Source organism: Methylibium sp. Root1272, from assembly GCF_001425905.1.
Taxonomy (GTDB): domain Bacteria; phylum Pseudomonadota; class Gammaproteobacteria; order Burkholderiales; family Burkholderiaceae_C; genus Methylibium.
Genome location: NZ_LMDY01000004.1, coordinates 23,784 through 45,329 on the forward strand (window position 1 = coordinate 23,784; position 21,546 = coordinate 45,329).

Genomic DNA, 21,546 nt, shown 5'->3' on the forward strand with positions numbered 1-21,546 from the left:
GCGAACGGCGACTCTGCCCAACGACCCCAAAGAGCAGCAGCGATGGAAGTTTCCCGCATCCGAGCCTTGCGCGGCCCCAATCTCTGGAGCCGGCACACCGCGATCGAGGCGATCGTCTCGTGCACTGCGCCCGAGTGCGAGATCGCCGATCCGGTCGGTCTCGAGACGCGCCTGCGGGCGCTGTTCCCGAGCATCGGCGTGCTGCGCACCGCGGCGCCCGGGGTGCCGGTCTCGCTGGCCCATCTGCTCGAGGCCGCCGCGCTGGCGCTGCAGGCGCAAGCCGGCTGCCCGGTGACCTTCAGCCGCACCTCGGCGACCGTCGATCCCGGTGTCTTCCAGGTCGTCGTCGAGTACAGCGAAGAGGAAGTGGGTCGGCTGGCGTTCGACCTCGCCTGCGAGCTGATCGAGGCGGCGCAGCACGCGCGCGGCTTCGATGTCGATGCCGCGATCGCGCGGCTGCGCGAGACCGACGAGGACGTGCGCCTGGGCCCCAGCACCGGCGCGATCGTCGACGCCGCGCTGGCGCGCAACATCCCCTACCGCCGCCTGACGCAGGGCAGCATGGTGCAGTTCGGCTGGGGCTCGCGGCAGCGGCGCATCCAGGCGGCCGAGGTCGACTCGACCAGCGCCGTGTCCGAGGCCATCGCGCAGGACAAGGACCTCACCAAGACGCTGCTGCGCGCCGCCGGCGTGCCGGTGCCGATCGGCCGGCTGGTGGCGAGCGCCGACGAGGCCTGGGCCGTCGCCCAGGAGATCGGCCTGCCGGTGGTCGTCAAACCGCAGGACGGCAACCAGGGCAAGGGCGTCACGGTCAATATCGTCGACCGCGCGCACCTCGACGTGGCGTTCACCGCCGCGGCCGAGATCGGCGAGGTGATGGTCGAGAAGTTCCTGCCCGGCGCCGATTTCCGCTTGCTGGTGGTCGGCGACCGGCTGGTGGCAGCGGCACGGCGCGAGCCGCCGCACGTCATCGGCGACGGCGTGCATACGGTGAGCGAACTGGTCGATATCGTCAACGCCGATCCACGGCGCGGCACCGGCCATTCGACCTCGCTGACCAAGATCCGCTTCGACGACATCGCCGTCGCGCGCCTGCAGGTGCAGGGTTTGCGGCCCGACTCGGTGCCCGAGAAGGGCCGCCGCGTGATCCTGCGCAACAACGCCAACCTCAGCACCGGCGGCACCGCCGCCGACGTGACCGACGACGTGCACCCCGAGGTGGCCGCGCGCGCGGTCGCGGCGGCGCAGATGATCGGCCTGCACATCTGCGGTGTCGACGTGGTGTGCGAGACGGTGGGCCGCCCGCTCGAAGAGCAGAGCGGCGGCGTGGTCGAGGTCAATGCCGCGCCGGGCCTGCGCATGCACCTGTCGCCCTCGTTCGGCAAGGGTCGCAACGTCGGCGAGGCGATGATCCATCACCTGTTCAACCACGGCGACGACGGTCGCATCCCGGTGGTCGCGGTGACCGGCACCAACGGCAAGACCACCACGGCGCGGCTGATCGCCCACCTGTTCGCGACCAGCGGGCTGCGCGTGGGCATGACCAACACCGACGGCGTCTATGTCGAGGGCCGCCAGATCGACAGCGGCGACTGCAGCGGTCCGAAGAGCGCGCGCAACGTGCTGATGCACCCCGACGTCGACGCGGCCGTGTTCGAGACCGCGCGCGGCGGCGTGCTGCGCGAGGGCCTGGGCTTCGACCGTTGCCAGGTGGCGGTCGTCACCAACATCGGCAGCGGCGATCACCTCGGGCTCAACTACATCACCACCGTCGAGGACCTGGCGGTGCTCAAGCGCGTGATCGTGCAGAACGTGGCGCAGAGCGGCTACGCGGTGCTCAACGCGACCGACGTCAACGTCGCCGCGATGGCCGGCACCTGCCCCGGCGACGTGATCTTCTTCGCTGCCGACCGCCATCACCCGGTGATGGCCACGCACCGCGCGCAGGGCAAGCGCACCGTCTACGTCGAGGGCGACGCGATGGTCGCGGCGCAGGGCGCCTGGCGCGAGAAGCTGCTGCTGCGCGACATCCCGCTCACGCGCGGCGGCACGATCGGCTTCCAGGTCGAGAACGCGATGGCCGCGGTGGCCGCCGCCTGGGGCGTGGGGCTCGACTGGGACACGGTGCGCCGCGGGCTGGCGAGCTTCGTCAACGACGCCGACAACGCGCCGGGCCGCTTCAACGTGATGGACTTCAAGGGCGCGACGGTGATCGCCGACTACGGCCACAACCCCGACGCGATGCGCGCGCTGGTGGCGGCGGTCGACGCGATGCCGGCCACGCGCCGCGCGGTCGTCATCAGCGGCGCCGGCGACCGGCGCGACGACGACATCCGCGAGCAGACCCAGATCCTCGGAGCCGCCTTCGACGACGTGCTGCTCTACCAGGACGCCGCGCAGCGCGGCCGCGCCGACGGCGAGGTGATCGCGCTGCTGCGCGAGGGCCTGCAGGGTGCGACGCGCACCCGCCATGTCGAGGAGATCCACGGCGAGTTCATCGCCATCGACACCGCGCTCGATCGGCTGAAGCCGGGCGAGCTCTGTCTGGTGCTGGTCGATCAGGTCGAGGAAGCGATGGCGCACCTGGCGCGTCGCGTCGCCGCAGGCTGACGGTCCGCCGCGATCCACCGGACGGCCGGCGCGTCATGCGCGCCGGCTTCAAGGTCCAAGACGTCCGGTTTTGCCGGGCGCCTTGGGAAACGAACCAGGGATTGGTCGGGCTGCCTCAGCAGCAGCGGCCGGTGCGCGACCCGTAGCGGGCCTGCTGGCGCTCGCGGAAGAAGTCCTCGTAGCTCATCACCGGCCGGTCCGGGTGGACCGCCTTCGCATGGGCCACGTAGACCTCGTAGTCGGGCTGGCCGACCATCAGGCGCATGGCTTGACCGAGGTAGCGGCCCGCCTTCTCGGCGTCGCGCATCAGGCCGGTGAAACTGCCGGAGGCCATGGGGTGAGTACAGGAAGCCTTCAGCCGCCGGCGCCTTGCGGCATCGGCTCGAACGGCGTCTCGCGCACCGTCGGCGACTGGTTGCCGAGTGCCTTCGAGATGGACTTGACCGCGTAGAACACCGTGCTCACGACGACCAGCATGAACAGCACGCACAGGCTGGCGTTGATGTAGTCGTTGACCACGATGTGCCGCATCGCGTCGAGCGACTTGGCCGGTGCCAGCACCGTGCCCTGCGCCAGCGCGTCGCCGAACTTCTGCGCGTGGGCCAGGAAGCCGACCTTCGGATCGTCCGAGAACAGCTTCAGCCAGCCGGCGGTCAGCGTGCAGATCAGCAGCCACGCGGCCGGCACGATGGTGACCCAGGCGTAGCGCTGGCGCTTCATCTTGAACAGCACCACGGTGCCCAGCGTCAGCGCGACGGCGGCCAGCATCTGGTTGGAGATGCCGAACAACGGCCACAGCGTGTTGATGCCCCCCAGCGGGTCGACCACGCCGGCGTACAGGAAGTAGCCCCAGGTCGCGACGCACAGGCCGGTGGCGATCAGGTTGGCCACCAGCGAGTCGGTGCGCTTCATCGCCGGGATGAAGTTGCCCAGCAGGTCCTGCAGCATGAAGCGCCCGGCGCGCGTGCCGGCGTCGACCGCGGTCAGGATGAACAGCGCCTCGAACAGGATCGCGAAGTGGTACCAGAAGGCCATCATCGCGGGCCCGCCGACCACCTGGTGCAGGATGTGCGCCATGCCGACGGCCAGCGTCGGTGCGCCGCCGGCGCGCGCGAGGATGGTGTTCTCGCCCACGTCCTTGGCGGTCTGGATCAACACGTCGGGCGTGATCACGAAGCCCCAGGTCGACAGCGTCTGCGCCACCGCCTCCGGGGTGCTGCCGACCAGCGCGGCAGGGCTGTTCATCGCGAAGTAGATGCCGGGCTGGATCACCGAGGCCGCCACCAGCGCCATGATCGCGACGAAGGACTCGGCCAGCATGCCGCCGTAGCCGATGAAGCGCGCGTGGGTCTCGTTCTCCAGCATCTTGGGCGTGGTGCCCGACGAGATCAGCGCATGGAAGCCCGACACCGCGCCGCAGGCGATGGTGATGAACAGGAAGGGGAACAGGTTGCCCGACCACACCGGGCCGTTGCCCTGCGCGAACTGGGTCAGCGCCGGCATCTGCAGCGTCGGCGCCACGATCAGGATGCCGATCGCCAGCGCGATGATGGTGCCGATCTTCAGGAAGGTCGACAGGTAGTCGCGCGGCGCCAGCAGCAGCCACACCGGCAGCACCGAGGCGACGAAGCCGTAGCCGATCAGCATCCAGGTGAGGGCCTTGCCGTCGAAGTCGAACAGCGCCGACAAGGCCGCATGCTCGTGCACCCAGCCGCCCAGCCAGATGGCGGCCATCAGCAGCACGAAGCCGATCGCCGAGACCTCGCCGATGCGCCCCGGCCGCAGGTAGCGGCTGTAGATGCCCATGAACAGCGCGACCGGGATCGTGAGGCCGACGGTCACCGCGCCCCACGGCGAGTGCGCCAGCGCCTTGACGACGATCAGCGCCAGCACCGCCAGGATGATGATCATGATCATGAAGGCGCCGAACAGCGTGATGACGCCCGGCACCGTGCCCATCTCCTGCTTCACCAGCTCGCCCAGCGAGCGGCCGTCGCGCCGCGTCGAGATGAACAGCACGATGAAGTCCTGCACCGCGCCGGCGAACACCACGCCGGCCAGCAGCCACAGCATGCCGGGCAGGTAGCCCATCTGTGCGGCCAGCACCGGTCCGACCAGCGGGCCGGCGCCGGCGATGGCGGCGAAGTGATGCCCGTAGAGCACGTACTTGTTGGTCGGGACGTAGTCCAGGCCGTCGTTGTGGCGGTGCGCCGGCGTCTGCCGGTTCGGGTCCAGGCCCAGCACCTTGGTCGCCAGGAACAGGCTGTAGTAGCGGTAGGCGATGAGGTAGACGCACAGGGCGGCCACCACCACCCACAGGGCACTGATGGCTTCACCGCGCTGCAGCGCGATGGTCGCCAGCGCGAACGCGCCGACGATGGCGACGAGCACCCAGGGAAGGTGCTTGCGTAGATGGGTCATGGGGGTCTCCTGAACGCTGAGGGGCCGTGCCCCCGTGGTCGTCCGACCCGGATGCACTGGAATGGGCGTCAGTGTCCGCAGCGGTGCATCTTGAAACAAGCGTCGCACCACGTAGAGGGGTGCGTGGGACCACTTAGGGATCAGACCGGGGGCGAGGCAGTGATCTCAAGCTTCGTCGTCGCGGTAGCGCCGGCCGTGCTCGACCGCGTACTTGATCAGCTCCGCCTGGCCCTCGATGCCCAGCTTGCGCTTGATGTTCTGGCGGTGCGTCTCGACGGTGCGCACGCTCAGGTCCAGCCGCTCGGCGATCTGCTTGCTCGACAGGCCGTCGGCCAGGCAGGCCAGGATCTCGCTCTCGCGGTGCGAGACCAGCGGTTTCGGCGCCTGGCCGCGGAACAGGCGCTTGGAGACCGCCGGGCTCAGGAAGGTGCCGCCGGCACAGACTGCCTCGATGGCCGCGATGATGTCGGCCGAGGGCGCGTCCTTCAGCACGTAGCCGCGGGCGCCGGCCTGCATGGCCTGCTGCACGTACTCGGGGTTGTCGTACATGCTGAGCACCAGCACGGCCACCGCCGGATGGCGCTGCGCCAGCATGCGGGTGAGCTCGATGCCGTTGATCTCGCGCATGCCGATGTCCATCAGCACCAGGCCTGGGCGCAGCTGCGGGATCAGCTCCAGCGCCTCGCGCGCGCTGCCGGCTTCGCCCACCACCTCGAGCCAGGCGATCGCCTGCAGGCGCGAGCGCAGGCCCTCGCGCACCAGCGGGTGGTCGTCGACGATCAGCAGGCGGACGCCGGGCGTGTCGGGTTCGTGGCTCATCAGGCCTCCTTCAGGCGGCGCAGTTGTGCCTCTGGCACGTCGGCCACCAACTCGGTCAGGCCGCTGCGCGAGCGGATGCGGAACGAGCCGCCGATCGAGGCCAGGCGCTCGCGCATGTTGCGCAGGCCGATGCCGCGACGCGGGTCGAGCTGCACCGCAGCGAGGTCGAAGCCGCGGCCGTCGTCGAGGATGGCGAGCCGCAGGCCGCTGGGCCGGAACGCCAGCCGGATGCGCACCGATTGCGCGGCGGCATGCTTCTCGATGTTGGTCAGCGCCTCTTGCGTCACGCGGAACAGCACGGTCTTCACGTCGTCGGGCAACTCGGCCGACGGCCCGCGCATGCGCATCGAGAACGCCAGCCCGCTGTGGTCGCCGAACTCACGGCCCAGGTGCTCCAGCGCCGCCGGCAGGCCCAGCACGTCGAGCATCGCCGGACGCAGGCGGTGCGAAATGCGCCGCACCTCGGTCAGCGCGTCGGCCAGGCGCACCGCGGCGCGCTCCAGCGGCGCGGCGGCCTGGGCCGGCTCGCGCTCGATCTGTTCGATCGCCGACTCGATCAGCAGCTTGATCGACACCAGTGTCTGGCTGGTGCCGTCGTGCAGTTCGCGCGACAGGTGGGCGCGCTCGGACTCCTGCGATCGCACCACCTGCTGCGCCAGCTGGCGCAGCTTGGCGTCGGCCTCCTTGTGCTCGCTGAGGTTCAGCGCCAGGCCGCACACCGTGATCAACGCGATGCCCGACAGCGCGATGCCGGCGATCCACAGGAAGGTGGTCTCGATGTTGGCCGCCACCTGGTGATCGAGCTGCGTCATCGTGGCCTGCACGTCGTCGAGGTAGAGGCCGGTGCCGAGCATCCAGTTCCAGCGCGGCAGCGCGATCACGTAGCCGAGCTTGGGCGTCGTCTGCCGCGTCGAGGGCTTGCGCCACAGGTAGTCGATGAAGCCGCCGCCCTCGCTGGCCTTGGCGATCAGCTGCTGGATCGTCGGGTGGCCCGCCTCGTCGCGCAGCTCCCACAGGTCATTGCCCACCAGCTCCGGCTGGCGCGGGTGCATCAGGCTCCTGCCCTGCAGGTCGTAGAGGAAGAAATAGCCGTCGGTGCCGTAGTCCAGCGAGGCCAGCAGCTTCATCGCGGCCTGGCGCGTGGTCTCGCTGTCGTCGCCCGATTCGTACAGCGGTGCGATGGTGCTGCGCGCCAGCTCGACGTAGTGGCGCAGTTCGGTGCGCTTGGAGCTCATGTAGGCGCTCTCGACCAGCTCGCGTTCGCGCGCCGCCAGCGCGCGCTCCTGGTGGCGCACGGCCAGCGCGATCAGCACGATCGACGCCAGCAGCGGCACCACGGCGAGGAGGACGATCTTGCTCTTGAGTCGCATGTCTCGCGCATGGTATCCACAGCGGGGTGCCGGGGCGACGGCGAGGCCCTGTAGGACAGCCGCTACCTGCGCGCGCGGCAGCGTCCGATGCCCGGCGCGGCGGGCGGCGCCAATACTCCCTCCACGTCATTCAGACCTCAGGAGATCTCATGCACACCACCTTTCCCTTCAAGCCCGCACTGCTCGCCCTGTGCACTGCCGCCGCATTCGCAGCCTCGCCCGCCTTCGCCGCCGGCATGAGCAAGGCCGAGTACTCGGCCGCCAAGGACCGCATCGGCGCCGACTACAAGCTCCAGAAATCCTCCTGCGACCGCCTGTCCGGCAACGGCAAGGACGTCTGCGAGGACGAGGCCGAGGCCAAGGAGAAGGTCGCCAAGGCCGAGCTCGAGGCCGCCTACACCGGCAAGCCCGGCGATCGCGCGAAGGTGGCCGAGGTGAAGGCCGACACCACCTACGAGGTCGCGAAGGAGCGCTGCGACGACCTCGCCGGCAACGCCAAGGACGTGTGCGTCCAGGAAGCCAAGGCGGCCCACACCAAGGCGCGCGCCGATGCCAAGCTGGTCAGCACCACCGGCAAGGCCCAGATGGAGGCGCGCGACGAGAAGCGCGAGGCCAACTACAAGGTCGAGGCCGAGAAGTGCGACGCGCTGGCCGGCGACGCCAAGTCGACCTGCGTGGCCGACGCCAAGGCCCGCTACGGCAAGAGCTGAGCCGCCTGACACGTTCCCGACAAGCCGGCCTCGCGCCGGCTTTTTTTTTTTTGCGGGTGAGGGCAATTCGGGACTCGATGTAAGCCCTGCGTCACCCGGCGCCCTCATACCTGAACCTTTGGACCCGAGAGCCTTCATGAAATCCACCGACCTTCCTGCTTCGATGTTCTTCCCGATCGGTCTGTGGCTGGGTGTCGCGAGCAAGACGCAGGAGATGCTGCTGGCGTCGTCCCAGGTCATCGCCACCCGCAGCGCCCGCATGGCGTCGGCCGGGCCGCTGCCATCGGCCGCCGACCAGCGCGAGTTCGCGCTGATGGGCAGCGAGAAGCTGGACGCCTTCTCGCAATCCGCTGCCGCCTTGGGTCGCGCCTGGACCCCGGCGGTGCAGACGCTCAACAGCCAGGCCCTGCAGGGCTGGTTGGCGATCATGAACAACGCCTTCGCGCTGGCCGGCAGCCGCACGCCGGCCCAGGCGATGCGCCGCCACAAGACGCTGGTCAGCACGGTGATGCGGCGCGCACCGACGCTGCAGCGTGCGTCCGATGCCGCGGCGCGCGTGACCCACAGCGCGCTCGCGCCGGTGCACCGCACCGCGACCGCCAACGCGCGCCGCCTCGGCTCGGCCAAGAAGACGACCCGGCGCTGAGTCGCCACGCCCCGGCGCGGCCGGCCGTAGCATCGCAGGCCGGGACGCCCGGCGGGCGGGGAGGGCGCGCGGATGGATCAGGTCGATGCGGTGGTTGTCGGGGCCGGGGTCGTGGGGCTGGCGGTCGGTCGCGCGCTGGCGCTGCGGGGTCTCGAGACCGTGGTGCTCGAATCCGAGACCGCGATCGGCACCGTCACCAGCGCCCGCAACAGCGAGGTCATCCACGCCGGCCTCTACTACCCCACCGGTTCGCTGAAGGCGCGGCTGTGCGTGGCCGGCAAGGCGGCGCTCTATGCCTACTGCGCCCAACGCGGCATCGCGCACCGCCGCTGCGGCAAGCTGATCGTCGCCACCCGGGCGTCGCAGCATCCGGCGCTGCAGGCGTTGCGAGCGCGGGCCGCCGACAACGGCGTCGACGACCTGCAGCCGTTGACGGCCGACGCGGCGCGTGCGCTCGAACCCGCGCTCGCCTGCAGCGAGGCGCTGCTGTCGCCGTCGACCGGCATCGTCGACAGCCATGGCCTGATGCTCGCGCTGCAGGGCGACCTGGAGTCGGCCGGCGGCGCGGTGGCGCTGGTCTCGCGTGTCGAGCGCATCGAGCTCGGGCGGCCGCACCGCGTGCACGCCGCCGGCATGACGCTGGGGGCGCGCATCGTCGTCAATGCCGCCGGGCTGTGGGCACCGGCGCTCGCGCGGCGCACCGAGGGCCTGGCGCCGGCCTTCCAGCCGCAAGCCCGGTTCGCGAAGGGCAGCTACTTCGCCTTGCCGGGTCGCGCGCCGTTCTCGCGCCTCGTCTACCCGTTGCCGGAGGCGGCCGGCCTGGGCGTGCACCTGACGCTCGATCTCGGCGGCCAGGCACGCTTCGGGCCCGACGTGGAGTGGGTGGAGCCCGACACCGCCGCCGATGGCGGCGACGGCACGCTCGACTACCGCGTCGAGGCCCGGCGCGCCGAGCGCTTCTACGCTGAGATCCGCCGCTACTGGCCGGCGCTGCCCGACGGCGCCCTGCAGCCGGCCTACAGCGGCGTGCGCCCCAAGCTGTCGGGGCCTGGCGAGCCGGCGGCCGACTTCCGCATCGACGGCCCGGACGGGCATGGCATCGAGGGGCTGGTGAACCTGCTGGGCATCGAATCGCCCGGCCTGACGGCCAGCCTGGCACTGGCCGACGAGACGTTGCGGCGCCTGGGGGCATGAGCCGCTGCCTCGAGCGGAGCGGCCCCGTGAGGCCGCGGCTCCGCCGGAAAGTATCCTCTGCACCATGTACGCGCAATTCTTCGGCCTGAGCCAGGAGCCTTTCTCGATCGCGCCCGACCCGCGCTTCCTCTTCATGAGCGAGCGGCACCGGGAGGCGCTGGCGCACCTGCTCTACGGCGTGCGCGGCGGCGGCGGCTTCGTGCTGCTGACCGGCGAGATCGGGGCCGGCAAGACCACGGTGTGCCGCCTGCTGCTGGAGCAGGTGCCCAAGCGCTGCAACGTCGCCTACATCTTCAACCCCAAGCTCACCGTCGAGGAGCTGCTGAAGTCGGTGTGCGACGAGTTCGGCATTCCCTACGCGCACCCGGGCCCGGGTGCCGCCACGGTGAAGGACTACCTCGACCCGCTCAACCGCTTCCTGCTGCAGACCCATGCGGTCGGCCAGAGCAATGTGCTGATCATCGACGAGGCGCAGAACCTGTCGGCCGACGTGCTGGAGCAGCTGCGCCTGCTGACCAACCTGGAGACCAACGAGCGCAAGCTGCTGCAGATCGTGCTGATCGGCCAGCCCGAGCTGCGCCAGATGCTGGCGCGGCCCGAACTGGAGCAACTGGCGCAGCGCGTGATCGCGCGCTACCACCTCGAGGCGCTGACGGAGACCGAGACGCTGCAGTACATCCGGCACCGGCTCACCATTTCAGGCCTGAACCGCGCGCTGCCCTTCGATCGCGAGTCGGTGCAGCGCATCCACCAGCTGTCTCGCGGCGTGCCGCGCCGCATCAACCTGCTGTGCGACCGGGCGCTGCTGGGCGCCTATTCGATCGGCGCGCACCGGGTGCGGCGCGAGATCGTCGACAAGGCCGCGCGCGAGGTGTTCGAGACGCCGTCGCCGATGAACCCGCGCGGCTGGCTGCAGCGGCGTCCGGCGGTGCTGGGGCTGGGCCTGGTCGGCGGCGCCGCGCTGTTCGCGGCGGGCAGCTGGATGCTCGGCGGCGGTCTGGGGTCGCCGGGGCGCGCCGCTGCGAGCACGACGGCGGCGTCCGCGCCGGCGGTCGCGGCATCGGCGAAGCCGCCGCAGGCCGTGGCTGCCTCCGCCGCTGCGGCGGCACCACCGCCGGCCTCCGCGGCCTCGGTGGCCTTGGCAGCGACGCCGGCGCCGCAGGCGCTGGCCGCTGCCGAGCTGCCGGTGCAGTTCAAGACCCTGGTGCGCGATCCGAACGAGGCGCTGCGCGAGCTGGCGCCGGCCTGGAAGCTGAACCTGGCCGACGACGGCGACCCCTGCCTGCTCGCGCCGGCGCAGCAGGTGCACTGCCACGCGGGGCGCAGCAACCTCGCACTGGTGCGGCTGCTCGGCCGGCCCGGCATCGTGAGCCTGAGCGACGCGTCCGGGCAGCCGGTCTATGCGCAGCTCACCGGCCTCACGGCGCAGAGCGCGACGCTGCGCATGGGTGGCGTCGCGCAGACCATCACGCTCGGTTCCTTCACGCGACTGTGGCGTGGCGATTTCATGACGCTGTGGCGCGTGCCGCCGGGCTACACCGTCGCCGCAGCCGGCAAGGCAGCCGTGCCCGCCGACTGGCTGGCCGCGCGGCTGGCCACCGCGGCCGGCGAAGCCTCGCCGGGCGAGGCGTCGGTGGCGGCGCTCAAGCCGCGCATCGCCGCTTTCCAGGCCACCCAGGGCCTGGCGCCGGACGGCCTGGCCGGGCCGATCACGCTGATGCAGCTCAACCGCGCCACCGGCGTGGACGAGCCCCGCCTGCAGACCGAGTGACGCACCGATGTCCTACATCCTCGAAGCCCTCCGCAAGGCCGACGCCGAGCGCGATCGCGAGCGCGGCGCGCTGCCCGATCTGCATGCGCAGCCGGTGCCGCCCGACTCGGCCGCGATGGCGGCCGCGTCGCCGCAGCGTTCCGTGCCCTGGCTGTGGATCGTCGTCGGCGCCTCGGTCGGCCTGATCGGCCCGCTGTTGTGGCTGCTGTTCGGTCGCGACACGCCGCCGGAGGCCGCGGCGCTGCCGCCACCACCGGCCGAGACCGCTGGACCATCCGTGGCGGCGGCTCCCGTGAGCTCAGTGCCCGCTGCGGCGCCCGTCCCGGCGCCGCCACCGCCGGCAGCGGCGCCGCCAGCACCGACGGTGCCGGTTCCGGCCCCGCCGCCGCGCGCCGAGGCCCCGGCCTTCGCGATCGCGCCGCCGGCCCCGCCCGCGCCGGTGCTGCGCGATGCGCCGGCCTCGACGCGCCGTGCCGTGCCGGCGCCTGCGCCCTTGGCCGACCCACCGAAGCCCGTGGCCGAGGTCCGCAAGCCTGCGCCCGCCGTGCAGGCGCCTGCGTCCACGGTGGCGCCGACCGAGAAGCCGCCCGCCCCCGCGGCGGCGGAGGGCCGCGTCCACACCCTCGCCGAACTGCCCGACGACATCCGCCGCCAGCTGCCGGCCATCGCGGTGGGCGGGTCGATCTATTCCGCGGAGGCGGCCAACCGCTTCCTCATCATCAACGGCCAGATCTTCCACGAGAAGGACAAGCTCGGTCCCGAGCTCGTGCTCGAGCAGATCAAGCTCAAGGCCGCGGTGCTGCGCTTCAAGGGCTACCGCTACGAGATCACCTACTAGCCCTGTCGTGCCGGCCGCCACCCCATCGATTCCGGCGCCCCCTGCCGAGTCGCGACCGCTGGTCTGCGGCAACTGCCAGGGGCCGATGCAGGCGCTGGCGCTGCGCGGGCATTACGGGCAGGCGGTGGAGGTCGACCTCTGCGCGCCCTGCCATCTGGTGTGGTTCGATGTCATCGAGTCGGCGCGCCTCAACGGACCGGCGATCCTGGAACTGATCGGCCACATGGCGCAGGCCCAGGCGCTGGCGCACCAGCCGCTGCGTGAACAGGCCGCCTGTCCGCGCTGCCGCAGCGGCCTGAAGACCGTGCACAACCGTTCGCGCTGGGGCCGCTCGCTGCAGCTCGAATGCCCGGCGCGGCACGGTGCCTACCAGTCGTTCGCGGAGTTCCTGTTCGAGAAAGGCCTGGTGCGGCCGATGTCGTCGGCCGACCGGGCCGCGCTGATCCGGCGCGACGGCCGCATCGACTGCGTGAACTGCGGCGCCCCGATCGCGGCCGGCGACGCGCAGTGCGGCCACTGCCGCTCGGTGCCGAGCCTGCTCGACGTCGCCCGGCTGGCGCGTGCGCTGGACCCGGAGGGCGCCACCGAAGACCACCCGGTGCACGCCACCGCAGCCCACCGCGGGGCGCTGCAGTGCGGGGCCTGCGGCGCGGCGCTGCCGCCCGGGCAGGCGATGCAGTGCGCGCAGTGCGGCGCCACGCTGGCGGTGAGCCGCCTGGCCGATGCGCACCGTCAGGTGCAGGTGCTCGCACCCTTGCTGCAGGCGCATGCCGAAAAGCCGGCGCCGCACACGGTGGCGCGCCGCATGGCGGCCTTGTCGGCCGACCTGCCCCGGCAGCGAGAGTGGATCCTGCGCATGCGCGCCGACACCGCGGGCCGGCATGGCGACGACGAGGACGACGACGAGCTGCTGTCCTGGTCCACCTGGCGCACCAACCCGCTGCGAGCGGTGTTCATCGCGCTGCTGTTGTGGTGGGCCTGGTGGATGTGGTCCTGAGCCAGAGCCGACCCCCGCGCGTTCAGGACACCGTCTGCAGCCGCAACCGGCGGGCCGCCTCCTCGGCGCGCGCATCGTCGATCTCGCGCAGCACGCTGCCCAGGTCCACGGCCGCGGTGCTGCGGTCGAAGCGGCCGGTGAGCACCACGTCGGGATGCAGCATGCCGCGCTGGTAGAGGTCCCAGATCTCGGGGCCGAAGTCGGTGGGCAGCAACTCGGGCGCGTAGCGGCCGAAGTAGCCGCTCAGGTTGCCCACGTCGCGCAGCAGCATGCGGCTCGCGTGGTTGTTGCCGGCGGCATCCACCGCCTGGGGCAGGTCGATGATCACCGGGCCGTCGGCGGCCAGCAGGATGTTGAACTCCGACAGGTCGCCGTGCACGACGCCGGCGCACAGCATGCGCACCACCTCGGCCAGCAGCGCGGCATGGTGGCCGCGGGCCTCCTCCGGCGTGAAGGCCACGTCGTTGAGCCGTGGGGCCGCGTCGCCATGAGCGTCGGTCACCAGCTCCATCAGCAGCACGCCGTCGTGGAAGTTGTGGGGCCGCGGCACACGCACGCCGGCGGCGGCCAGCCGGTAGAGCGCGTCGACCTCGGCGCTCTGCCACGCCGCTTCCTGGGCCTGGCGGCCGTAGCGCGTGCCCTTGGCCATGGCGCGGGCCTGGCGGGTGTTCTTGACCTTGCGGTTCTCGGTGTAGTCGACCGCCTGGCGGAAACTGCGCTGCGTGGCCTCCTTGTAGACCTTGGCGCAGCGTGTCTCGTCGCCGCAGCGCACCACGTAGACCATGGCTTCCTTGCCGCTCATCAGCTGGCGTACCACGCTGTCGATCAGGCCTTCCTCGATCAGGGACTGCAGGCGCTTGGGTGGTTTCATCGCGGCATTCTGCGCCGCGTCCCGATGGGCCCGGGCGGCGGCGTGGCTACAGGTAGAGCGCGACCACCTCGACCACGGCGTTCTCCCACACCACCGGGATCGCCACGAGCGCCGTCGCGCCGATGCCCACCGCGGCGGCAGCGGGCGAGCCCGGCTCGTCGGCCGGGAAATCGTTGATGACCGGCATGCCGCGCTGCAAGGCCTTGACGAGCGAGCTGCCGGCCGACGCCAGCGGCAGCTGGGCGCTGCCCGACGAGCGGCCACCATGCAGTTCGCTGAAGGCCTCGACCCGCCGCAGCTCGGCCTGGGCCGCGTCGGGCACCCAGCGCTCGATGCGGTGCGCCAGCGGCAGCCGCGCGCTCGCCAGGAAGGCCACCACGTGCCGGTCGGCGAGCTGCGAGCCCACGGGGATCGCCAGGCCGCGCAGCAGGCCCGCGACCGCGGCCTCCTCGTTGCGCAGGAAGCGGCCGGGCGCGGCCGGCAGGTCCTCCACGAACACCGCCTCGCCGCGCTGCCACGCCAGGCCCGGCAAGCCCACGCCGCGCGGCAGGTAGGTCTCCTGGGAGATCGCCTCGAAGGCCTGCGCGCCGGGGCCGTAGGCGCCGTCGACGAGCGTCATGTCGGTGGTGATGCGCGGGTCGTGGTGCCAGAGCTCCAGCGCTCCGGCCTGCCCGGGCACGTGGCCGCAGAACACCACCAGGACGGCCGTGAGGCGGTCGTGCAGGTACATCGGCAGCGCGATCGCGCAGTCCATGCCGGCGGTGCGGGCCGCGGCGGTGCGCTGGAAGATCGTGCCCTCGAACTGGCGCAGCAGGACGGGGCGGCCTTCCTCCCAGGCGCGGCCGGGCAGTCCCTCGCCACGGCCGAAGCACATGGAGCGGCTGATCGTCGCGAAGCTCCGCGCCGGGCCGAAGCCACCGCAGCCGAACTCGAGCAGCGTGCCGTCGGCGCTGGGGACCCAGACTTCGGCGGCCTTGATGAAGGTGGCAGACATGGCGCGTCCTGAAGGGTGTGCAGGGCTCGTGCAAGTTGCAGGCCAGCACGGGACGATGGCGTGGCGCCGGCGAGCCGATAGACTGGTCCGCATGAGCCGCACCGACCCGCAGCAGCACGCAGACTTTCACTCCTCCGCCGTGACGCGGCTGCGGGCCGACCTGGCGCTGGCGCTGCGAGCTGCCGCCCTCCACGGCCTGGCCGAAGGCGTGTGCAACCATTTCAGCGTCGAACTTCCCGACGGCTCCGGCCGCTTCCTGCTGAACCCGCGCGGCCTGCTGTGGAGCGAGATCGGCACCGACGACATCGTCATGATCGACGCGCGTGGCGCCCCGCTGGCGGGTCGCCACGAGGTCGAGCCCACGGCGATGTTCATCCATGCGGCCATCCACCGCATCGCCGGCCAGGCCTGCGTGCTGCACACCCACATGCCGTACGCGACCGCGCTCACGCTCACCGTCGATCGGGCGCTCGACACCACGCTGTCGCAGAACGCGATGCGCTTTCACGGCCGCGTGGCCATCGACGCGCAGTACAACGGCCTTGCGCTCGATGCGTCGGAGGGCGAACGCATCGCGCGCGCCATGCAGGGGGCCGACGTGGTGTTTCTCGGCAACCACGGTGTGGTGGTCTGCGGCGCGTCGATGGCGCACGCGTATGACGATCTCTACTACCTGGAGCGTGCCTGTGCCGCGCAGGTGCTGGCCGGATCGACCGGCCGGCCGCTCGCACCGGTGGCGCCGGCCATCGCCGAGCACGTGGCGCAGCAGTCGCTGGGAGAGCGGCTGCAGTCGGAGCTGTTCTTCGAGGCGCTGCGGCGAACGGTCACCTAGCGCGCGAGGGCCCGCTGAAGCGAGACCGCCGGCGTCCTGGCCGCGACTGGCCATCTGTTCTGGCGCGGTACAAAACCGCCTAGGGAAACTACTCGCTTGGGTGGGGTGGGCCACGAACTTTAAGGTACATGCTGTGCCGACGCCTGCCCTGCACACGTCTTCAGACGGATTCTCCGGCTGCGATCGCGGAGTTCGTGGCAGGCGCGCGAGGCATACGCCGCTCGGGGTGCTGCTGCTGCAATGGCAGCGCGCCCCGCTCCTTGCCAACCTCCCGTGAAGCATCGACCGATGGATCATCTTCTCCAGTTCCGCGAGCTACCGATGCGCCAGCGCGTCGAGATGATGGAGCGTCCCGGCCTGAACGACGCTTTCCATGTCGAACCGCTGTCGTGTCGCGAGAAGGAGATGCTGAAGTCGCTCTTCAACGGCATCTCCAACCGCGAAATTGCCGGCCGCCTGTTCGTCTCGGAGAACACGGTCAAGTTTCACTTAAAGAACATCTACTCCAAGCTCGGCGTCGGCAACCGGCTCCAAGCCATCAACGCGGCCCGGGCCCTGAGATTGATCGACTGATCGACCGAGACGAAGAGACGGACGGCGCGACGCCGAAGGAGCCTGCCATGTCGGTGAACGAGAAGGTCGGTGGCAAGGCCGCCCAGGTCGATGCGGTGGTCATCGGCGCCGGTTTCGCCGGTCTCTACATGGTGCACCGACTGCGCGAGATGGGGCTGTCGCTGCGGGCCTTCGAGCGGGGTGGCGGGGTCGGCGGCACCTGGTACTGGAACCGCTATCCGGGGGCCGGTTCGGACTCCGAGTCGTGGGTCTACTCGTACTCCTTCTCCGACGAACTCGTGCAGGGATGGCAGTGGAGCCGTCGCTTCCCCGGTCAGGCGGAGATCCTGCGCTACCTGGAGTACGTGGCCGACAAGCTCGATCTGAAGCCGGCCTTCGATTTCGACACCGCGGTGACGGGCGCCGCCTACGACGAGCAGCGCGCGCTCTGGACGGTCGAGACCGAGACCGGCGAGCGGGTCGAGGCCCGCTACCTGATCACGGCGGTCGGCTGTCTGTCCTCGGCCCAGGTGCCTGCGATCCCCGGCAAGGACCGGTTCCAGGGCGAGCAGCACCACACCGGCGCCTGGCCCCACGAGGGCGTGGACTTCACGGGCAAGCGCGTCGGCGTGATCGGCACCGGGTCGAGCGCGATCCAGGCCATCCCCATCATTGCCAGACAGGCCGCCCACCTGACGGTGTTCCAGCGTACGCCGCAGTTCAGCGTGCCGAACGGCAATCGCGACCTCGGTCCGGAGGAGCAGGCCCGGCTCCGGCGCGACATCAAGCAGATCCGCGAGACCTGCAAGTGGAGCTCGATCGGGCAACCGTACGAGTTCAGCAACCAGGGCGCCTTCGACGTCGACGATGCACAGCGCGAGCGCCAGTACGAGGCGCTCTGGCAGAAGGGCGGCTTCGAGTGGATGTTCGGCAGCTACAAGGACCTGCTGGTCAACGAGGACGCCAACGCGACGGCGGCGGAGTTCGTGCGGCGGAAGATCCGCGAGGCCGTGCGTGACCCCGCGGTGGCGCGCAAGCTGATCCCGCAGGGCTACCCGATCGCGACCAAGCGGCTGCCGCTGGACGCGGGTTACTTCGAGACCTACAACCGCGACAACGTCGAGTTGGTCGACCTGCGCGAATCGCCGATCCAGGAGATCGTGCCCGAAGGCCTCCGCACGGCCGACAAGACCTACCCGCTGGACATCATCGTTTTCGCCACCGGCTTCGACGCGCTGACCGGCCCGCTGACCCGGCTGGGCATCCGGGGCCGCGATGGCGTGACGCTCGGCGAGAAGTGGGCGGCCGGGCCGCGCACCTACCTCGGCGTCTCGACGGCGGACTTCCCCAACCTGTTCATGATCACCGGACCCGGCAGCCCTTCGGTGCTCGGCAACATGCCGACCTCGATCGAGCAGCATGTCGAGTGGATCGCCGACTGCATCGCTTACCTGCGCGCGCACAAGGCGGCCACCATCGAGCCGACCCGGGACGCCGAAGAGGCCTGGGTCGAGCACGTCAACGAGCTGGCCGACAAGACACTGCTGCCGCGCGCCGACTCCTGGTACATGGGCGCCAACATCCCGGGCAAGCGTCGGGTGTTCATGCCCTACATCGGCGGATTCGGCGCGTACCGCAAGCTGTGCGCCGAGGTCGCGGCGGAACGTTACCGGGGCTTTGCCATCGTCTAGGTTCTAGACGATCCGGTCCGGCTGCGGCAGCTCGGCAACCGTCAGCCACACCCGCAGATCGAACTCCAGCTGGTGGTAGTCCGGCGCCATGTGCGTGCACAGGGCATAGAAGGCCTTGCCGTGCTCGCGCTCCTTCAGGTGCGCGAGCTCGTGCACGACGATCATCTTCAGGAAGGCGGCCGGCGCTTCCTTGAACAGGCTGGCCACCCGGATCTCGCGCTTGGCCTTCAGCCGGCTGCCTTGCACACGCGACACCGCGGTGTGCGTGCCCAGCGCATTGCGGATCACGTGCAGGCGCTGGTCGTAGGCCACCTTGCTCAGCGGCTCGGCCTGGCGCAGGAAGCGGGACTTGAGACCGGTGACGTATTCGTACAGCGCGCGGTCGGTGCGGACCTCGTGAACCTCCGGGTAGCGCGCGCGCAGTCCGTCGGCCAGGCCACCTCGAGCGAGCGCCGTTCGCACCTGGGCCTGCAGCGCCTCGGGGTAGTGGGCCAGGTAGGGGAGCGAGGGCACGGCGTGCCCTTCAGCGTGGGGCCATCGCGTCGCGGTCGATCTCGGCCTGCAGCGCCGCCCATCCGTCGTGGCCCAGTCGGCGCAGCGTGAGGATGTTGGCCTCGTAGATCGACTCCGCCTCGGGGAAGGCCGCCACGGCGCGGTCGATGCTGGCCTCGCGCAGCAGGTGCAGCGTGGGGTAGGGCGAGCGGTTGCTGGCGTTCTCGACATCGTCGGGCGCCGTGCCGGCGAACTGGTAGTCCGGGTGGAAGCTCGCCACCTGCAGCACGCCCGCATGACCCAGGCGCTCGATCGCGGCATCGGCCCGATCGAGGAAGTCGTTGTAGTCGAGAAAATCGACCAGCACCTGCGGGTGGATCAGCAGCGTGGTGTCGACCGTCGCAGCGTCGGCCTCGGCCAGCAGGTCGAGTTCGCGGCACAGGTCGTCGAGCAGGCGCTCGGGGTCGGTGGCGTCGCTGACCACGTAGCGCACCTGCCCCTTGGCCTCGACGGCCTTCGCGAACGGACAGAGGTTCAGCCCGATCACCGCACGCTGCAGCCAGGTGCGGGTGCGCGCGATCACAGGGTCGGGGCGCAGCGGTGGCATCATGGTGTCGGTGCCGCTGGGCGTGCTCGTGCAGGGACGCCGCGGCGGCTCAGGGCGCGAGCAGGCGGTTGACGGCGCTGACGAACTCGGGCTTCAGCGTGCCGGCCGCTTGGCGCAGGCGCAGGTTGCCCAGCACCACGTCGTAGCGTGCGCGCGCCAGATCGCGCTGGGTCGTGTAGAGCTGGGTCTGGGCGTTCAGCACATCGAGGTTGACGCGCACGCCGACCTTGTAGCCGAGCTGGGTGGCTTCGAGCGCGAGCTGGTTCGAGGCCTCGGCGGCCTCCAGCGCCTTCACCGTGGCCAGACCCGACTGCACGGTGAAGTAGGCCTGGCGCGTGCCCTGCGTGACGCTGCGGCGCGCGAACTCCAGATCGTTGCGCGACTTCTCCTCCAGCGACAGCGTCTCCTTCACGCGGTTCTGGATCGAGTAGCCGGCGAACAGCGGCAGGTTCAGTTCCACGCCGATCTGCGCGCTGGTGGTGTTGCCGCTCAGACCGCTGCCGGTGGTCCGGCCGGTGTTGCGGTTGCGGCCGACGCCGCCCACCAGGTCGACCGTCGGCAGGTGGCCGGCGCGGGCCTTCTCGGTCTCGAGCTGGGCCACGTCGTAGGCGAGCTGGGCCTTGCGCACGGTGGGCGACTGGCTCGCCATCGTGACCCACTCCTCCACGTTCGCCGGATCCACCGCCGGCAGCTCCACCGGCAGCAGCAAGGTGCGCGGCGCCACGTCGGTGCTGCCCACCAGCTGGTCGAGCGCGATGCGCTTGGTGCGCAGGTCGTTCTCGGCGGCGATCTCCTGCGCGGTGGCGAGGTCGTAGCGCGCCTGCGATTCGCGCGTGTCGGTGATGGTGGCCGTGCCGACCTCGAAGTTGCGCTTGGCCGACGCGAGCTGTTCTGCGATGGCGGTCTTGTTGGCGCGTGTTGCGGCCAGCGTGTCCTGCGCCCCTAGCACGTCGAAGTAGGCCTGGCTCAGGCGCACCACCAAGTCCTGCTCGGCGGTCTCGAGGTCGGCCATCGAGACTGCATAGCTCTTCTCGGCCTGGTCGATCGTGGTGCTGTTGCTGCGGTTGAACAGCGGTTGCAGCGCCGAGATCTGCGCGCCCGTGCTGGTGCCGCCGGCGCTGCCCGCCGCGGTGTCGGTCTCGGTGCGGGTGGTGCTCGCCGTCAGGCCCACGCTCGGGCGGTTGAGCGCCTTCACCTGCTCGTAGCGGTATTGCGCCGAATCGGCCAGCGCACGGGCCGCCAGGTAGGTGGCGTCGTAGCCGCGCGCGGCGTCGTACAGCGACTGCAGGCTCTGTGCCTGGGCCGTGGCGGCGGCAGCGCCGAACACGAGGCAGACCGCCAGCGCGCGAGCCAGGCGGTGCCGCCGCCGCGGCGGGGTCGGGCAAAGCGGGGAACGCTGGGGCATGGAGACCTTTCTGCAAGGGGCCGCACGGGCCGCCGATATCGGGATCGGCGAGCCGGCGTGCGGCGGGTTCAGAAGCTGAACTTCGAGGGCTCGCCGAAGCCGTCGAGTCGCGGTGCGACGGTGTCGAACAGCTCCACGCTGTGGAAGCCGCCGCCCTCGGTGCGGGTGACGAGCACCGCGCGCATCACCGGCTCCTGGCCGACGACGGCGGCCAGCCGCCCGCCGACCTTGAGCTGGTCGAGCAGGCCCTGGGGGATCTCGGCGACCGAGCCGGACAGCGCGATCACGTCGAACGGGCCTTCGGCCGCCAGGCCGTGCGAGCCATCGGCCTGGCGCACGTCGACATTGACGACCGCCGCGCGCTGCAGGTTGATGCGGGCCTGCAGCGCCAGCGCGGCGCGGACCTCGAGGCTGATCACTTCGCGAGCCTTGTGGCCGAGCAGCGCAGCCATGAAGCCCGAGCCGGTGCCGACCTCGAGCACGCGCTCGTGCTTGTGCACCGCCAGCTCCTGCAGCAGACGGGCCTCGACCTTGGGCGAGAGCATGAACTGGCCCTCGGCCAGTGGCAGTTCCATGTCGTTGAAGGCCAGGGCGCGGTAGGCCGGCGGCACGAACTCCTCGCGGCGCACCACGGCCAGCAGCGACAGCACGGAGGAGTCCAGCACGTCCCAGGGGCGGATCTGCTGTTCGATCATGTTGAAGCGGGCTTGTTCGATGTTCATGAGG

At 70.9% G+C, this 21,546-nt stretch carries 20 protein-coding genes; 10 read left to right on the forward strand and 10 right to left on the reverse strand.

The features are described 5' to 3' along the window. The first annotated feature begins 42 nt into the window (after positions 1-42). Entirely contained in the window at positions 43-2,610 is a 2,568-nt protein-coding gene (gene cphA, locus ASC67_RS04925; protein WP_056315864.1) for a cyanophycin synthetase, read from the forward strand. Positions 2,611-2,725: 115 nt separating this feature from the next. Here cphA and ASC67_RS04930 read toward each other — a convergent pair whose 3' ends face one another. From ASC67_RS04930 to ASC67_RS04945, 4 genes are all read right to left on the reverse strand, one after another. Further along, a complete protein-coding gene (locus ASC67_RS04930) occupies positions 2,726-2,944 on the reverse strand; it encodes a YbdD/YjiX family protein (RefSeq protein ID WP_310731966.1) in 219 nt (72 codons plus the stop codon). Between the two features lie 20 nt (positions 2,945-2,964). Then, the gene (locus ASC67_RS04935) at positions 2,965-5,031 is read right to left on the reverse strand and encodes a carbon starvation CstA family protein (protein WP_056315869.1); all 2,067 of its coding nucleotides are present in this window, start codon (positions 5,029-5,031) and stop codon (positions 2,965-2,967) included. Positions 5,032-5,196: 165 nt separating this feature from the next. After that, the gene (locus ASC67_RS04940) at positions 5,197-5,850 is read right to left on the reverse strand and encodes a response regulator transcription factor (protein ID WP_056315873.1); all 654 of its coding nucleotides are present in this window, start codon (positions 5,848-5,850) and stop codon (positions 5,197-5,199) included. Beyond that, positions 5,850-7,220 carry a cache domain-containing protein gene (locus ASC67_RS04945; RefSeq protein WP_056315876.1) on the reverse strand — a complete coding sequence of 457 codons (1,371 nt, stop codon included), beginning with the start codon at positions 7,218-7,220 and terminating at the stop codon, positions 5,850-5,852. The genes ASC67_RS04940 and ASC67_RS04945 overlap by 1 nt, the downstream gene beginning before the upstream one ends. Positions 7,221-7,369: 149 nt before the next feature. Between ASC67_RS04945 and ASC67_RS04950 the strand changes: the two genes are divergently transcribed. From ASC67_RS04950 to ASC67_RS04975, 6 genes are all read left to right on the forward strand, one after another. After that, a complete protein-coding gene (locus ASC67_RS04950; protein ID WP_056315879.1) occupies positions 7,370-7,930 on the forward strand; it encodes a hypothetical protein in 561 nt (186 codons plus the stop codon). 136 nt (positions 7,931-8,066) lie between these two features. Continuing rightward, entirely contained in the window at positions 8,067-8,576 is a 510-nt protein-coding gene (locus ASC67_RS04955; RefSeq protein ID WP_156466662.1) for a polyhydroxyalkanoate granule-associated phasin, read from the forward strand. A 72-nt stretch (positions 8,577-8,648) separates the two neighbouring features. Next, complete coding sequence (locus ASC67_RS04960; protein ID WP_056315885.1) at positions 8,649-9,770, forward strand: NAD(P)/FAD-dependent oxidoreductase; 1,122 nt, start codon at positions 8,649-8,651, stop codon at positions 9,768-9,770. 64 nt (positions 9,771-9,834) lie between these two features. Next, positions 9,835-11,541 (forward strand): ExeA family protein, encoded by a 1,707-nt coding sequence (locus tag ASC67_RS04965; RefSeq protein ID WP_056315888.1) that lies wholly within the window; start codon positions 9,835-9,837, stop codon positions 11,539-11,541. 7 nt (positions 11,542-11,548) lie between these two features. After that, positions 11,549-12,379 carry a general secretion pathway protein GspB gene (locus tag ASC67_RS21180; RefSeq protein ID WP_056315891.1) on the forward strand — a complete coding sequence of 277 codons (831 nt, stop codon included), beginning with the start codon at positions 11,549-11,551 and terminating at the stop codon, positions 12,377-12,379. A gap of 7 nt (positions 12,380-12,386) precedes the next feature. Next, positions 12,387-13,376: a hypothetical protein gene (locus ASC67_RS04975; RefSeq protein ID WP_156466663.1), complete on the forward strand. Its 990-nt coding sequence runs from the start codon at positions 12,387-12,389 to the stop codon at positions 13,374-13,376. A gap of 22 nt (positions 13,377-13,398) precedes the next feature. On the opposite strand, the gene ASC67_RS04980 is transcribed toward ASC67_RS04975, so the two are convergent. Beyond that, the gene (locus ASC67_RS04980) at positions 13,399-14,247 is read right to left on the reverse strand and encodes a PA4780 family RIO1-like protein kinase (RefSeq protein ID WP_056315898.1); all 849 of its coding nucleotides are present in this window, start codon (positions 14,245-14,247) and stop codon (positions 13,399-13,401) included. Between the two features lie 46 nt (positions 14,248-14,293). Then, positions 14,294-15,241, reverse strand: a complete 948-nt coding sequence (locus ASC67_RS04985) for a GAF domain-containing protein (protein ID WP_056315901.1) — start codon at positions 15,239-15,241, stop codon at positions 14,294-14,296. 91 nt (positions 15,242-15,332) lie between these two features. Between ASC67_RS04985 and ASC67_RS04990 the strand changes: the two genes are divergently transcribed. The 3 genes from ASC67_RS04990 (at position 15,333) to ASC67_RS05000 (ending at position 18,316) form a co-directional block, all read left to right on the forward strand. Continuing rightward, a complete protein-coding gene (locus ASC67_RS04990) occupies positions 15,333-16,073 on the forward strand; it encodes an aldolase (RefSeq protein ID WP_056315903.1) in 741 nt (246 codons plus the stop codon). Positions 16,074-16,361: 288 nt separating this feature from the next. Continuing rightward, positions 16,362-16,646, forward strand: coding sequence for a helix-turn-helix transcriptional regulator (locus tag ASC67_RS04995; protein ID WP_310731967.1), 285 nt, complete (start codon positions 16,362-16,364; stop codon positions 16,644-16,646). A 47-nt stretch (positions 16,647-16,693) separates the two neighbouring features. Then, a complete protein-coding gene (locus ASC67_RS05000; protein WP_056315907.1) occupies positions 16,694-18,316 on the forward strand; it encodes an NAD(P)/FAD-dependent oxidoreductase in 1,623 nt (540 codons plus the stop codon). Positions 18,317-18,319: 3 nt separating this feature from the next. Here ASC67_RS05000 and ASC67_RS05005 read toward each other — a convergent pair whose 3' ends face one another. The 4 genes from ASC67_RS05005 to ASC67_RS05020 all read right to left on the reverse strand — a co-directional run bounded on the left by ASC67_RS05005 (position 18,320) and on the right by ASC67_RS05020 (position 21,542). Further along, positions 18,320-18,829, reverse strand: a complete 510-nt coding sequence (locus tag ASC67_RS05005) for a M48 family metallopeptidase (protein WP_056315911.1) — start codon at positions 18,827-18,829, stop codon at positions 18,320-18,322. A 10-nt stretch (positions 18,830-18,839) separates the two neighbouring features. Then, positions 18,840-19,418, reverse strand: a complete 579-nt coding sequence (locus ASC67_RS05010) for a DUF1415 domain-containing protein (protein WP_200946811.1) — start codon at positions 19,416-19,418, stop codon at positions 18,840-18,842. A 46-nt stretch (positions 19,419-19,464) separates the two neighbouring features. Next, entirely contained in the window at positions 19,465-20,820 is a 1,356-nt protein-coding gene (locus ASC67_RS05015; RefSeq protein ID WP_056315914.1) for a TolC family outer membrane protein, read from the reverse strand. A gap of 68 nt (positions 20,821-20,888) precedes the next feature. Next, on the reverse strand, positions 20,889-21,542 hold the full coding sequence (locus ASC67_RS05020) for a protein-L-isoaspartate O-methyltransferase (protein ID WP_056315916.1): 654 nt from the start codon (positions 21,540-21,542) through the stop codon (positions 20,889-20,891). Positions 21,543-21,546: the final 4 nt, after the last annotated feature.

Excerpts from the sequence above, each read along its gene's own strand:
- cphA (WP_056315864.1), top strand. The coding sequence starts at position 43 with ATGGAAGTTTCCCGCATCCGAGCCTTGCGCGGCCCCAATCTCTGGAGC.
- ASC67_RS04930 (WP_310731966.1), bottom strand. The coding sequence starts at position 2,944 with ATGGCCTCCGGCAGTTTCACCGGCCTGATGCGCGACGCCGAGAAGGCG.
- ASC67_RS04935 (WP_056315869.1), bottom strand. The coding sequence starts at position 5,031 with ATGACCCATCTACGCAAGCACCTTCCCTGGGTGCTCGTCGCCATCGTC.
- ASC67_RS04940 (WP_056315873.1), bottom strand. The coding sequence starts at position 5,850 with ATGAGCCACGAACCCGACACGCCCGGCGTCCGCCTGCTGATCGTCGAC.
- ASC67_RS04945 (WP_056315876.1), bottom strand. The coding sequence starts at position 7,220 with ATGCGACTCAAGAGCAAGATCGTCCTCCTCGCCGTGGTGCCGCTGCTG.
- ASC67_RS04950 (WP_056315879.1), top strand. The coding sequence starts at position 7,370 with ATGCACACCACCTTTCCCTTCAAGCCCGCACTGCTCGCCCTGTGCACT.
- ASC67_RS04955 (WP_156466662.1), top strand. The coding sequence starts at position 8,067 with ATGAAATCCACCGACCTTCCTGCTTCGATGTTCTTCCCGATCGGTCTG.
- ASC67_RS04960 (WP_056315885.1), top strand. The coding sequence starts at position 8,649 with ATGGATCAGGTCGATGCGGTGGTTGTCGGGGCCGGGGTCGTGGGGCTG.
- ASC67_RS04965 (WP_056315888.1), top strand. The coding sequence starts at position 9,835 with ATGTACGCGCAATTCTTCGGCCTGAGCCAGGAGCCTTTCTCGATCGCG.
- ASC67_RS21180 (WP_056315891.1), top strand. The coding sequence starts at position 11,549 with ATGTCCTACATCCTCGAAGCCCTCCGCAAGGCCGACGCCGAGCGCGAT.
- ASC67_RS04980 (WP_056315898.1), bottom strand. The coding sequence starts at position 14,247 with ATGAAACCACCCAAGCGCCTGCAGTCCCTGATCGAGGAAGGCCTGATC.
- ASC67_RS04985 (WP_056315901.1), bottom strand. The coding sequence starts at position 15,241 with ATGTCTGCCACCTTCATCAAGGCCGCCGAAGTCTGGGTCCCCAGCGCC.
- ASC67_RS04990 (WP_056315903.1), top strand. The coding sequence starts at position 15,333 with ATGAGCCGCACCGACCCGCAGCAGCACGCAGACTTTCACTCCTCCGCC.
- ASC67_RS04995 (WP_310731967.1), top strand. The coding sequence starts at position 16,362 with ATGGATCATCTTCTCCAGTTCCGCGAGCTACCGATGCGCCAGCGCGTC.
- ASC67_RS05000 (WP_056315907.1), top strand. The coding sequence starts at position 16,694 with ATGTCGGTGAACGAGAAGGTCGGTGGCAAGGCCGCCCAGGTCGATGCG.
- ASC67_RS05010 (WP_200946811.1), bottom strand. The coding sequence starts at position 19,418 with ATGATGCCACCGCTGCGCCCCGACCCTGTGATCGCGCGCACCCGCACC.
- ASC67_RS05015 (WP_056315914.1), bottom strand. The coding sequence starts at position 20,820 with ATGCCCCAGCGTTCCCCGCTTTGCCCGACCCCGCCGCGGCGGCGGCAC.
- ASC67_RS05020 (WP_056315916.1), bottom strand. The coding sequence starts at position 21,542 with ATGAACATCGAACAAGCCCGCTTCAACATGATCGAACAGCAGATCCGC.